The organism is Sphingobacterium siyangense, from assembly GCF_023277505.1.
Taxonomy (GTDB): domain Bacteria; phylum Bacteroidota; class Bacteroidia; order Sphingobacteriales; family Sphingobacteriaceae; genus Sphingobacterium; species Sphingobacterium siyangense.
Genome location: NZ_CP080574.1, coordinates 401,860 through 416,369, shown reverse-complemented (window position 1 = coordinate 416,369; position 14,510 = coordinate 401,860). Strand labels below are relative to the sequence as shown.

Below are 14,510 nucleotides of genomic sequence, written 5' to 3'. Positions count from 1 at the left end.
CCAAATGACATATGTATTGAAAGAGGTTCGTTTCCTGTTTGTTTCTTAAAAATTAAAGAGGAAGACAACAGTGTCTGTCTGCTTGAGAAAGCTTCGGGCTATTAGTACCACTTGGCTTTGGTCTCTCAACCTTTACACCTATGGCCTATCAACGTAGTCATCTTCTACGACCCTATAAGGAAGTCTCATCTCGTGGCTAGTTTCGCACTTAGATGCTTTCAGCGCTTATCTATTCCAGACGTAGCTACCCTGCCGTACACCTGGCGGCATAACAGGTTCACCAGAGGTCTGTCCAACCCGGTCCTCTCGTACTAAGGTCAGATCCACTCAAACTTCCAACGCCCACAACAGATAGGGACCGAACTGTCTCGCGACGTTCTGAACCCAGCTCGCGTGCCACTTTAATGGGCGAACAGCCCAACCCTTGGGACCTTCTCCAGCCCCAGGATGTGACGAGCCGACATCGAGGTGCCAAACCTCCCCGTCGATATGAGCTCTTGGGGGAGATCAGCCTGTTATCCCCAGCGTACCTTTTATCCTTTGAGCGATGGCCCTTCCATACAGAACCACCGGATCACTATGTCCGTCTTTCGACCCTGTTCGACTTGTCGGTCTCACAGTCAAGCAAGCTTATGCCATTGCACTCCACGTACGGTTACCAAGCGTACTGAGCTTACCTTTGAAAGCCTCCGTTACCTTTTTGGAGGCGACCACCCCAGTCAAACTACCCACCAAACAATGTCCTCCCCATAAGGGAGTTAGAAACCGAATACAGAAAGGGCGGTATTTCAAGGTTGATTCCATGACTCCTGGCGAAGCCACTTCAACATCTCCCGCCTATCCTACACATCCTGTACCCAATCTCAATGTTAAGCTATAGTGAAGGTGCATGGGGTCTTTCCGTCCCGTTGCGGGTAATCGGCGTCTTCACCGATACCACAATTTCACCGAGCTCATGGCTGAGACAGCGCCCAGATCGTTACACCATTCGTGCAGGTCGGAACTTACCCGACAAGGAATTTCGCTACCTTAGGACCGTTATAGTTACGGCCGCCGTTTACTGGGGCTTCGATTCAATGCTTCTCTTGCGATGACATCCCCTCTTAACCTTCCAGCACCGGGCAGGTGTCAGGCCTTATACTTCATCTTGCGATTTTGCAAAGCCATATGTTTTTGTTAAACAGTCGCCTGGGCCTTTTCACTGCGGCTGCTCTTACGAGACAGCGCCCCTTCTCCCGAAGTTACAGGGCCATTTTGCCGAGTTCCTTAGCCATGACTCACTCGAGCACCTTAGGATTCTCTCCTCGACCACCTGTGTCGGTTTGCGGTACGGGTCTTCATAACCTGAAGCTTAGCGGGTTTTCTTGGAAGTCTGTTTACCTGCTCTATCAGCGCCACCGGAGCTTTGCTGTACTATTGGGTTTCAGCAGGGTCGGCGGATTTGCCTACCGTCCCTATACCTACGCCTTTCAACGAACTATTCCGTCAGTTCGCGGCAGTGTCACTACTCCGTCACCACATCGCAGTTATGAAGAGTACTGGAATATTAACCAGTTGTCCATCGGCTTGCCCCCTTCGGGTGCGCCTTAGGTCCCGACTGACCCTGATCCGATTAACGTTGATCAGGAAACCTTGGTCTTTCGGTGGGCGGGTTTCTCACCCGCCTTATCGTTACTTATGCCTACATTTGCTTTTCCATAACCTCCACAGTTCATTGCCAAACTGCTTCCCCGGCGATGGAATGCTCCCCTACCAGATGCATATCTTTCAATGCAAATCCATAGCTTCGGTACCGTTCTTGATGCCCGTTTATTATCCACGCCCGGCCGCTCGACTAGTGAGCTGTTACGCACTCTTTAAATGAATGGCTGCTTCCAAGCCAACATCCTAGCTGTCTGGGCAACCGGACCTCGTTAGTTCAACTTAGAACGAATTTGGGGACCTTAGCTGATGGTCTGGGTTCTTTCCCTCTCGGCCTTGGACCTTAGCACCCAAAGCCTCACTGCCGGCTATATTTGATAGCATTCGGAGTTCGTCTGGATTTGGTAGGATTTGACTCCCCCGCACCCAATCGGTAGCTCTACCTCTATCAAACTCTACGCCGACGCTGTTCCTAAAAACATTTCGGGGAGTACGAGCTATTTCCCAGTTTGATTGGCCTTTCACCCCTACCCTCAGGTCATCCGGAAACTTTTCAACGTTTATCGGTTCGGTCCTCCATTACATGTTACTGCAACTTCAACCTGCCCAAGGGTAGATCACAAGGTTTCGCGTCTACCTCATCTGACTATGCGCCCTATTAAGACTCGCTTTCGCTTCGGCTGCGTCCCTGAAGGACTTAACCTTGCCAGACAAGAGTAACTCGTAGGCTCATTATGCAAAAGGCACGCTGTCACAGGACCTGCCTGCTCCAACCGCTTGTAAGCACACGGTTTCAGGTTCTTTTCACTCCCCTGTTCGGGGTTCTTTTCACCTTTCCCTCACGGTACTGGTTCACTATCGGTCTCTCAGGAGTATTTAGCCTTACCAGATGGTGCTGGTGGATTCCCACAGGATTTCTCCGGTCCCGCGGTACTCAGGATACCACTATGTCAACATTCTTTACCTGTACGGGGCTCTCACCCTTGTCGCGCAGTTTCCCACCTGCTTCCAGTTCATAGCGCTGTACAATCTCGTGGTCCTACAACCCCGACCATGCCGTAACATGATCGGTTTGGGCTCTTTCCCGTTCGCTCGCCACTACTTGGGAAATCATTGTTATTTTCTTCTCCTACGCCTACTTAGATGTTTCAGTTCAGCGCGTTCGCGTTTTATACGACTATTCTTCAAATAGTCAGGTTGCCCCATTCGGAAATCTCTGGATCAAGTCGCATTTGCCAATCCCCAAAGCTTATCGCAGCTTATCACGTCCTTCTTCGCCTCTGAGAGCCTAGGCATCCCCCGTGTGCCCTTATTTACTTTCTTCACCGGCATAGCCTTTTGCTACTATGCGGCTGCTTTTGATATATATACCCGTATGCTAGGTTCGGGATCGTTCGGCATTCACCGAGGGCCTCTCCCTTACTTCAAACACATACACGTATTGTCTCTATACTGTTGTCTTCTCTTGTAATTTTTTTTCTCTTTCAATATGTCAAAGAACTCTTTTTCCGGTATCCTGAAGTATATCGCTATACACTTCACCGGTGATGTGGAGAATAACGGATTCGAACCGTTGACCCCCTGCGTGCAAGGCAGGTGCTCTAGCCAGCTGAGCTAATTCCCCTCTTTTTTTCGTAGTCCCGAGCAGATTTGAACTGCTGACCCCTACATTATCAGTGTAGTGCTCTAACCAACTGAGCTACGGGACTAGCTTATCTTGTTCATCTCTTTCTCTCGGTCCTGCTCCTTTCGGGGCGGGCACTTTCTTCTGATGTTTTTTCTTCTTGCAATCATATGTAACGTGACGAGCACCGATCTTCGATACTCTAGAAAGGAGGTATTCCAGCCGCACCTTCCGGTACGGCTACCTTGTTACGACTTAGCCCCAATTATCGGTTTTACCCTAACACGCTCCTTTCGGTAACATGCTTTAGGTACCCCCAACTTTCATGGCTTGACGGGCGGTGTGTACAAGGCCCGGGAACGTATTCACCGCGTCATTGCTGATACGCGATTACTAGCGAATCCAACTTCATGGGGTCGAGTTGCAGACCCCAATCCGAACTGTGAATGGCTTTTAGAGATTAGCATCATATTGCTATGTAGCTGCCCGCTGTACCATCCATTGTAGCACGTGTGTAGCCCCGGACGTAAGGGCCATGATGACTTGACGTCGTCCCCACCTTCCTCTCTGTTTGCACAGGCAGTCTGTTTAGAGTCCCCACCTTAAATGCTGGCAACTAAACATAGGGGTTGCGCTCGTTGCGGGACTTAACCCAACACCTCACGGCACGAGCTGACGACAGCCATGCAGCACCTAGTTTCGTGTCCCGAAGGACGAGTGCGTCTCTGCACTCTTCACTAACTTTCAAGCCCGGGTAAGGTTCCTCGCGTATCATCGAATTAAACCACATGCTCCTCCGCTTGTGCGGGCCCCCGTCAATTCCTTTGAGTTTCACCCTTGCGGGCGTACTCCCCAGGTGGATAACTTAACGCTTTCGCTGGGACGCTGGCTGTCTATCGCCAACATCGAGTTATCATCGTTTAGGGCGTGGACTACCAGGGTATCTAATCCTGTTCGATCCCCACGCTTTCGTGCATCAGCGTCAATACCAGCTTAGTGAGCTGCCTTCGCAATCGGAGTTCTAAGACATATCTATGCATTTCACCGCTACTTGTCTTATTCCGCCCACTTCAAATGGATTCAAGCCCATCAGTATCAAAGGCACTGCGATGGTTGAGCCACCGTATTTCACCCCTGACTTAATAGGCCGCCTACGCACCCTTTAAACCCAATAAATCCGGATAACGCTCGGATCCTCCGTATTACCGCGGCTGCTGGCACGGAGTTAGCCGATCCTTATTCTTCCAGTACATTCAGCTAGATACACGTATCTAGGTTTATTCCTGGACAAAAGCAGTTTACAACCCATAGGGCAGTCTTCCTGCACGCGGCATGGCTGGTTCAGGCTTCCGCCCATTGACCAATATTCCTTACTGCTGCCTCCCGTAGGAGTCTGGTCCGTGTCTCAGTACCAGTGTGGGGGATTCTCCTCTCAGAGCCCCTAGACATCGTCGCCTTGGTAAGCCGTTACCCTACCAACTAGCTAATGTCACGCGAGCCCATCTCTATCCTATAAATATTTAATAGCTAACCGATGCCGGTCAGATATGTCATGCGGTGTTAATCTCTCTTTCGAGAGGCTATCCCCCTGATAGAGGTAGGTTGCTCACGCGTTACGCACCCGTGCGCCACTCTCACCATCTTCGAGCAAGCTCTCCGACGGATCCCGTCCGACTTGCATGTATTAGGCCTGCCGCTAGCGTTCATCCTGAGCCAGGATCAAACTCTCCATTGTAAAATGAAGTTTTTGATTCCAACTATTTATAATAATCAGAATTCTTTTTTTTATATCTCTGATCTTGGATCGAATTGAACGAATTACTTGAATTTGTTCATGACTTTCGTTTGTCTACTCGTCACGCTTACATGATTGTGTTTTCTTAAAGAACTTTGTCGCTTCAACTTCCGTATCCGCTATATTCCGATGGGCATTGCGCCCCTCTTTATCTTTTTTGTTTTTCCCTTCGTTTCCGTTGGGACTGCAAAGGTAGAAATCTTTTCTGAACTTCCAAAAACTTTTTGAAGTTTTTTTTCTTTTCCCTTTTTTCGATTTCCGCGTTTAAAATAAACTGGGCGGGATTTTAAATCCTGTCAGGCTTCTCTTAAACCCTTCTTTTTTCAGGATTCCTTCTCTCGAAGTAACCGTCCCTCCCTTGCGGAGTGGTGCAAAGATAGGGAGATTACTAACAAACTTCCAAGCCTTTTGTTCTTATTATTTTCATTTTATCCTTAACTGCCTGTAACGGTGCGAGATTCTTTTTGTAAAACAGGTGACCGGAAGGCTGGAATGGCAGATCCGGCCGGCAGATTTGGCCACATAGCAGCCTCGGGCAACGAAAACATCCTGAATTGCACCTGCGGGGTCTACGGCCCCACCGACATAGCAAAGGGAGATTGGAAAATGCAAACATAGCCGAACAGAGAACCGCATAGTTTAATACGATTGATATATATAAAAGTGATAGGGTATAATCGGCTGCACAATCCGGGCGGGACCTTCTGCCAAAAGCCTGTGTAGCCCGGGTAGAATCCATACCGGGAAAGACGGAAAATTGTGCCGTCGGAAAGATGGCATCAGAAGAATACCGCAGCACAGCAAAAGAATGAGAGCATACAGGCTCCGGATTACCCATTAAATGATCATACTCTTTTACTGCTTTACTTAGGGTTTACTTAGGGTTTAGTTAGGGTTTGTTTAGGTATAGCTTAGGTTATAGCTAAACAAACCCTAACCAAAAGCTAAGTAAATACCAATTAAAATCTAGCTTAAAGAAGAACTAAATAAAAGCGAATAAACATAACACTACGTAAATAACCCTACAAGTGTCCCTGCATCCAACCAGAATCGCCATGATATAGGCATTTTTGGAGGGTTTATGGGATCAAAGAAAATGAGCAGGAGAAAACGTTCAGCTTGTAACACGTTTAGAATAACGACTAGGTTCAAAAAACATAACAACCAAACAAAAGGCTCCGAATCAATTTAGATGATTCGGAGCCTCAGACGTTATTATAGCTTACATGCCCTAATCTCTTAATGCTGTAAGATCAGCCTTAGGCTTGGGCAAGTTCATGTTTTTAATTGCCAGGCGACAGGCATCAACCATTTCCTGCGTCATGGCATAGGTATACTTTCCATAATCGTCGTATTCCAAGGTACCAACAAAAAAGAATCCGTATTTATCAAAGAAATCCGTCAAATCCAATTTAGCCACTTCACAGGCTGTTTTAACAAAATTCAGCTGATGAACGGCAGGATTGCGCTCTCCCATCATTCGATCAGAACTCCAATCTGAACGCTGTCTTCTCGGTTTATTCATATTCTGTTGACGGAAGGCTTCAAATAGATCCGCATAAAAATCGGGACGTTTTCCTTCTCCCTCAAAATAGAGCTGTAACTGCCAAAAAGGAATCAAACGATCGAATACATCCGGATCGGACAAATAAGAAATTCTCTTTTCAATAATATTGGCCTTCGCTTTCTCAAAATTGTTCTGTTCTGAAACCCGTGTTTTATTACCAAAAGAACGTGTTACGTATAAGGAGAACAGGTTGTTGCTCACTTCACCCAAGCCCCCCCAATTAAACATTGGACGTGTCTGGTGCACGTGGCCCACCTCATGACTGAACCCCCAACAAGGATCCCCTTTAATCACCGATTCCGGCGTTACCACCATCTTCATCGCGTAACCAACTTTATCGCCCATATAGGCAACACCATCTCCATCACGAAACATGTAATAATTATAGTTCACCCGTGCTAGAATACGATTTTTAGGTACTTTATTATACTTCTCCAGTCCCATCAACCGATGTTGCCTATACACCAGCGAATCATAATTACGAATTAGCTCGACGCCTTTTCCATAAGCATACTGTTTCAATGCCTCTATTGGATAAGCGGTCTGAATATGCTCGCCTTTTGCATCCATAATCGGGAATACAGCATGATCGATCAGACTATCCCATTCCTTATTCCCCTGTTTTTTAAGATCAAAGTAACCGTTTACCTGTCCAGTTGGAAAATGAACCCTAATCGGGTTTTCCTTTTCAGGCTCTTCCGAGAAATAATCGATATAAGCTAAACTTCCATAATCATCGAGCTGGATAATATTCACGCCATTCTGCAATCTGAATTCCTGTTTTTCCAGTCCCCAACCTTTCGGGTCCTTTGTAGGCTCCTGCGGATTAGGGGCTTTTCGCAACCAGTTGGGTACAACAAGGTTTACCTCTTTACCGACTGCAATACCGTCCACGATAACAATATGCTTCCCTTTGGGAAGATACACACCGGTCATATTTTCATATTTACTATAACCGTCCCCAATACTTAATTGATGCCCTAATGTTGTCGGATTCAACAAGGCATAATAAGTTGCATATTTATAATCCTTGTTATAGTTGCCATCAAGTATAGACTGCGCAACCCGGCGCAAGGCGGTATCAGCAATCTGACTGAGCTGTTTTTTCTTAATCCCCTTTTTTAGTGTTAACGCCATGGGATCTTCGAATACGGAAAGATCAGCGTAGGTTTTTTTAAAATCCTGAGCGGTTTGTGCCTTCAGATTGACGCATAGCATGAGACCGAGTCCAACGGCAAGAAATTTTCTTTTCATTAATTAAGGTATTACACAATAAAGGTTATGATTTTTTCAAAAAAGGGAGAGTATTATTTCACACTCTCCCTCTCAATATATTCATTATAATCTAAATACAACGCTTCCTACTTCGCTGTGGGATTTTTCGTTGCTTTTAAATGTAGCTCATAAATATACTTTCCGGCTTTGTAAATCTTCGTATTAAATCTTATGTTAAGTTTAACAGGTTGATCATAAGTCAAATACTTCATATCCGTTGGCGGGTTCCAGTTTTTAGTATCCGCATAGTCTATTGACTGAATCCATTTTGATTGGATTCTGTAATAGCAGTTGATACCATTCGACTGACTATCCCAATATACATCCGGGAATCTCACCTGCGCATAATCGTAGACCACAGCAGTATCTGTAACTGTTGTTTTATAAGCGAAGGTCGCTAATGTTTTAAGGAAATCATTGCCAGATGGTCTTCTGTCCAAAGCACTACCAGGAAATAATGCTCCATTTTTGTCGTAAACTTTCAATACAATTTGATTTGGACCATCTGCTACACGTTTAATATTTAAGGTCAAACTAGTACTCTGCCCTTTGGTCTGATCAATCCATTGATCATCATAGGGGAAACGGATACCTGTTTCGCTATTTGCCTCAACCGCGATAAAGTAAGGAACATTTTCATAAGTGTATTCTTTTACCGCAGACAACTTGATTGTTGTTATATTCTTATAATCTTTTGTACCCTTTGGATTTTGAACGCGTATATCGACCTCATATTCTCCCGTAGGTACATTATCTGTCGCTTGGGTAAACATAAACTGGCCGCTTTTTTCTAAAACTGTAAACGGCAGTTTCTTCTCTATACCTCGTTTACTATTAATCAATTCAAGTGTTGTATCTGTTTTCGGATCATATTTCTCTTTCCAAACAGTAACGTCATATTCCTTAAAAAAAGTTTCTTCTCGCTTGCCAGTTGCTTTATTACGGACATCCAAAAGAGTGACCGTAAACGGTGGCGTTGATGCATCAGGAATAATTCCTGTTGCTATATAAAAGGTTCCCTGATCTACAGCAATAGGATTTGATCCATAACGGATATTGTCACTCAGATAGCCAACTTCAATTTTCTTACAACCTGCATACATTAAGGATGCCAATACGCCGATGTATGCAAATATCTTATATCTATTTTTCATATTAATACCAATTAAATTTATCTTCTAAATGCCCAAATATGCTGGTTGTTCAACACATGTACTATGCCTGTCGTTGAAATAATACCTGATGTCTGACAGAGCAATTTGGTGTCATTCAGATTTGCTTTTCCTGAAGGATCAGATAATGAGCCATTTTTCATGACATCACGCTCACCATAGATCTTGGTTAAATAGAGCAATTTAGGCCCCTGAGAAATAATTCCATCCGCCAAATAATCATCATTAGTTGATTTTTCCAATGTCACCAAGAGTTTTGTCGTTGGTTCTTGTGTCTGGAATATAGTTCCCGATTCGGTTAAATTATCCCGAACGATGCGGTCAGAGAAAAGATAGACACTCATCGAGTCCTGGAGCATTTTTTGGGGATAATATTTAAACAATGAATCCAGATTAAAGTTAAGCCGCTCATCCTTTTTACGCCATTCATTCTGTTTCGCTAACAGGAAATTACGAATGGAATAGTTTGTAGGGACAAAAAAGGTTCCCGCGCTGTTTACTTTATCTTTTAATCCAGCTTTATCGATAATCATCAAGGTCGTATCGAATAAGTGCTGTGGATGCGATTTCAAGAAATCATAGGTTGTCATATTGACATGTGGATCACTTAGGCCACCATCTATTACCGCTTCTTTTTTACAACTAAAAATTGTTACCAAAGCAATAATACTTAAATATATAAATGTATTTTTCATGTTGATTCGCTTAATATTTACCCATCCAATAAGGATTCTGAGAGATTAATCGGTTCGAGTTCAAAATGCTGTTCTCGATTGGGAACAAATAACCTTTTTGTTCCATACGTGTAGCATCCATACTCCAGGAAGCCAACTGTACGAAAAGATTATTATTCTTCGTTTTCCAAGCATTTCGAACAATATCAAAATAACAATGCCCCTCACCAATCAATTCACGTTGTCTTTCTTTCAATATATCACGCTTAAGGTTTGCACCACCGCTGCTAATCATGGTTTTGGCACCGGCTCTGCTTCTGATCGAATTTACGGCCGTTAGCGCTTCACCATCCTTTCCAAGCGCATTTAAAGCCTCCGCTTTTAGCAAGATCATATCGGCCAATCTAAAAATCACCAAATTACTTTCAACCCTAGGATCCGAGTTTGTCGCCGCATTTTTGTAGACAATATCAGCATACTTCATCAGCGAATTATTTTGCGAATTGGTGATATTTCTAAAGAAGTCCGTTCTTCTGGTGTCACCATCTTCCTCCTTACCATACATTTCCTCTAACTTTGTATTCGTCACATAATAGACTGGAACCAACGACGGCATATTTACGTATATACTACTACTTACCGTAATAAAACCCACTGCTCCTGAAAACACCCCCATGTCTTGATAAGAAGCAGATTCATTTTCTGCATCTTTATTTGTAAACACAAATATATTTTCCTTCGCGCTCGCTTCCTTAAAAACGTTTCGGACATTTCCTTTTGACTGCAATACGAAAAGGTCTGGGCGATTAATGATGGAATCCGCGTACGTTACCGTTTTAGCATAATCATTTTGCCAGGCAGTCGCATGTGTTAACAAGGCCAAAGCTGCAGCTTTATTTGCCCGACGACGACCAAGCCCATCAACCCCTTCCCAAGTCAATAAACTTGAGGCTTTCTGCGCATCACTAACAATAAATTTGAGAATATCATCGGTTGAAGTCCGGCCAATCAATACCGCTTGATCAGCTGTTTCTGTCGGTTCAGCTTGTAACGGCAGATCGCCCCAGACCCTGGTCATGTAGAAATAGGAAAGTGCACGCATAAAATACGCTTCACCAAGAAGGTAGTTTTTGGTTCCAGCTGAAAATTTATCTTCCGAAATCTCAGGAATTCTCTTGATAATCAAATTAGCTTCATTTATGACTCGGTACCAGTTTGTCCAGTTAAGCCCCCCCCCTTCTCGATAAGGCAATTTAAAGCTACCGCTCGTATAAATATCCGAATGCAGCGTACCCGAGCTGGTGGTTAAAATTCCAACAGGGGTATCTCCCCATGCGAAAAAGGCTTGATTCGTAACCATGGCTTTTCGGAATAAACTGTACATTCCCAGCGTGGCACCCGTAAAATCCTTTTCATTCTTCCAAAAAGTGTCGGCGTAGGTATCATTAATTAAATTATTCTCCAATTGCTTGTTACATGATCCTAGAACCATAGCGGAGAAAAGAGTCGCGACTACTCCTATCTTTTTATATGTTATTTTTAAAATCTTCATATTGCTAGCTATTAAAATTCGAATTGAACACCTAAAGTATACTTAGATGGCAATGGATAACCGTCACCATAATCAAAGCCTCTCGCATCAACCATTTCGGCATCAACACCTGAGAATTTTTGGAACATGTGAACATTATCCACTGTACCATATAATCTGAGTGAATTAATTCCTAAACGATTCATCCAAGGATTTTGACCTTTATTGAAACGATATGCTAAGTTGATATTTTTGATGCGTACATACCATCCTGGCTCCATAAACATCGATTGACCAGCTCTCCAAGCATACAATCCCATATACGGATTTGCTGCAGGATATCTAGCCATATCGCCTTCTTGCTGCCAAAAATCATACTTGTCTAAATCTCCGATCGATGCTTTAGATAACTCTATTGGACTTCCATAAAAGAAACCATTGGACATGCGTCGCGCAAAAGTACTGTTGATAATATCTCTTCCTAACGTGAAAGTTGTTAAAACTTGTAAAGAGAAACCTTTATAAGTAAAATTATTGATAAAACCACCGGTCACTTTCGGGTTCGGGTCGCCGAAAAAGGTCATATCATTTTCACCAATGGCATCTGAAATTTTGTAATCACCATTCACATCTACCCAATTTGGGTAACCCGGCTTCAGTGTACCCCATTTTGTTGCTCCTACCGCACCAGTATATGGGTTTACAATGATATCGTTGGATGAACTAATGGCTCCATTCACAAGGTAACCATAGAACATGTTCAGGGGTTTACCCACCACATACACGCCTTGATCATAGTATAAGTCTCGGTTACCATTAGGCAATGCTGTAACAACGTTTTTGTTAAATGATAAATTCAATTGTGGAATCCACTGGAATTCTTTACTTTTTTCAAATACTTTCCCTTGGATATTAATCTCTATCCCTGAATTCCGCACCCCTGCAGCATTCGTAAAAGTTTGCAGGTAGCCGGAGTACTCCGGTATCCAGATTTGCAACATTTGCCCTGTTGTTGTTCTAACATAAGTATCAAAATTGACTGTAAGTCTGCCTTTTAATAAGTATGCATCAAATCCCGCATTCCAAGTATCCGATTTTTGCCAGGTAATATTATCATTGGTTATACCCGAATAGTTTGGAATAACTGCCGTACCACCGCCGTAGGTATTTCCAGAGTTACCAGGATAAGAGCCATCTCCAGCAATAAACGCATTATAACGATCATTATCACCGATGCTACTTTCATCACCCGTACGTCCCCAGCTAGCACGAAGTTTCAATTCATCTACCCATTCTTTAGATTCCATAAAAGGTTCTTCCGAAACAATCCATCCAGCACCTACAGATGGGAAATACCCCCATTTGTTATTCTTACCAAATCTTGAGGAAGCATCCGCTCTCCATACGGCATCTAATAAATATTTACTTTTATAATCGTAATGAAAGGCACCGAGGAATGACAACTTTGCATAGGTCGACTGATCAGAATATCCATTTAGGTTTTGAGCACTCACACCTTTAATTACTTGAATATTGTCATTTGGGATATCCTTTCCCAACAAATACAAGCCCTCATTTTTACGCGTCTCATATTCCTGAACTGCCGTAGCCGTGAAGTTATGTACGTCATTTAAGGATTTTGTCCATAATAAAGAGTTTGTCAACAAATATTTTCTGTACTGGGTATAGGTGGATTTCGCATAGGCTAAACCATCAGAGTTCAATATAGACGGCGAAGCAAAATCATTTTTTGCTGTAGAATAGTTGATAATACTACGCGTGCTTAAACGAAAATCTTTTAAGAAGGTATATCTTAACTCACCAACTCCACTTAGGTCTACATTGATATTATCGTTGCGCTGATAGTCATAAGGATTCACAATACTGTTGATATCGTCTTGACTCATACCCAGCAATGATGTTGGCATATCCACTGGATTAATAGCAAAAACACTGCGGTATCTGTTGGTTTTTAAGAACTCCGTACTGCCTTTACCATCCATCCGTCTGTTGGTCGAAGCCTTGAAGTTGGTCAGAAATTCCAATTGTTTGGTGATATTAAAAATCAAATTACTTGTAAAAGAGTAGCGCTTTAGACCAGTACTTTTTACAATCCCTTTTTCATTATACATCCCGCCACTGACCCTATAGTTTAAATTCTCAGTAGCCCCCGAAACGGAAAGGTCATAGTTCTGTACATACCCAGATTGATAAAATAAATCCTGATAATCATTGTTATTATTAAATGCTGGATTCAAACTATCAGTCAATAGCTGGGGTATTGTTTGAAGTTGAGCATCATCCGCAAACTTATAAATCAACTCCAGTTTCTTCCTTCTTTCGGCCGCACCGATTAGTGTAGCAACTGTTGCAGGTTTAGTCACATATCCTTGATAGGTATTTAGGCTAAATTTGGGGCGCCCCAGCTGACCACGCTTTGTCTTGATCAAGATAACACCGTTGTTCGCTCGCGAACCATATAGCGCTGCTGCCGATGCATCCTTCAAAACGTCAACAGACTCGATGTCATTGGGGTTTAGACTTGCAAGAAAGTTGGTTCCAGTAACATTAAAACTTTTGATTTCATCTTCTGATGTGGGAATTCCATCAATGACATACAATGGGTTACTCGTCAAATTGTCGGCGTCAAAATCATTATTGGAGCGAGGAATATTAGTATTCCCGCGAATGACCAAAGAGGTCTTCATTCCAGGTTGTCCGGTAAAGTTCTGCACGTTTACTCCAGGTAACTTTCCTTGAAGCAACACGTCGATACTAGCAGCAGGAAGATTCTCAATATCTTTACTGGTGACGCTGGCAATCGAACCGGTACTTTTTTTACGATTGATTGTTGTATATCCTGTCACAATCGCCTCTCCGAGTTCGTTACTTGATTCAACTAGGTTCACCGAGACATTTTGCCTCCCTCCTAGGGCTATCTCCTGCGTCTCAAACCCTACGCTTTTAACAACCAGAATATCATCTGATTTAGCCTGGATTTCAAATGTTCCTGTACCATTGGTTGAGGTGACATATTTTGCATTATTTTTAATAAAAACCGTTGCTCCAGGGAGAGGTCGGTTATTGTTTAAAACTTTTCCCGTTATCTTCGATTGTGCAAAAGAAAATAACTGAAAGAGCATTAGGCTAAACAGAAGCGGGATTATTCTCGTCCACTTCCTTTTGGTGTAGATGTCCATTTCCATAAATTGGGTTTGGTTTATAGTGTTC

The 14,510-nt window shown here is 43.4% G+C and carries 5 protein-coding genes, 2 tRNA genes and 2 rRNA genes; all 9 read right to left on the bottom strand.

The window, feature by feature from the left end:
- Window positions 1-82: 82 nt before the first annotated feature.
- A 23S ribosomal RNA gene (locus K2F45_RS01695) occupies window positions 83-2,964 on the bottom strand.
- A 227-nt stretch (window positions 2,965-3,191) separates the two neighbouring features.
- Window positions 3,192-3,265, bottom strand: a tRNA-Ala gene (locus tag K2F45_RS01690).
- Window positions 3,266-3,276: 11 nt separating this feature from the next.
- A tRNA-Ile gene (locus K2F45_RS01685) sits at window positions 3,277-3,350 on the bottom strand.
- Between the two features lie 121 nt (window positions 3,351-3,471).
- Window positions 3,472-5,000: ribosomal RNA gene (locus tag K2F45_RS01680) — 16S ribosomal RNA — on the bottom strand.
- Together the 16S and 23S rRNA genes with 2 tRNA genes alongside form the textbook arrangement of a ribosomal RNA operon.
- Before the next feature lie 1,291 nt (window positions 5,001-6,291).
- On the bottom strand, window positions 6,292-7,881 hold the full coding sequence (locus tag K2F45_RS01675) for a M60 family metallopeptidase (RefSeq protein ID WP_248932928.1): 1,590 nt from the start codon (window positions 7,879-7,881) through the stop codon (window positions 6,292-6,294).
- Window positions 7,882-7,988: 107 nt separating this feature from the next.
- Entirely contained in the window at window positions 7,989-9,056 is a 1,068-nt protein-coding gene (locus tag K2F45_RS01670) for a DUF5007 domain-containing protein (RefSeq protein ID WP_248932927.1), read from the bottom strand.
- A 17-nt stretch (window positions 9,057-9,073) separates the two neighbouring features.
- Window positions 9,074-9,769, bottom strand: coding sequence for a hypothetical protein (locus tag K2F45_RS01665; RefSeq protein WP_248932926.1), 696 nt, complete (start codon window positions 9,767-9,769; stop codon window positions 9,074-9,076).
- Between the two features lie 10 nt (window positions 9,770-9,779).
- On the bottom strand, window positions 9,780-11,300 hold the full coding sequence (locus K2F45_RS01660) for a RagB/SusD family nutrient uptake outer membrane protein (protein WP_248932925.1): 1,521 nt from the start codon (window positions 11,298-11,300) through the stop codon (window positions 9,780-9,782).
- A gap of 11 nt (window positions 11,301-11,311) precedes the next feature.
- A complete protein-coding gene (locus tag K2F45_RS01655) occupies window positions 11,312-14,485 on the bottom strand; it encodes a SusC/RagA family TonB-linked outer membrane protein (RefSeq protein ID WP_248932924.1) in 3,174 nt (1,057 codons plus the stop codon).
- Window positions 14,486-14,510: the final 25 nt, after the last annotated feature.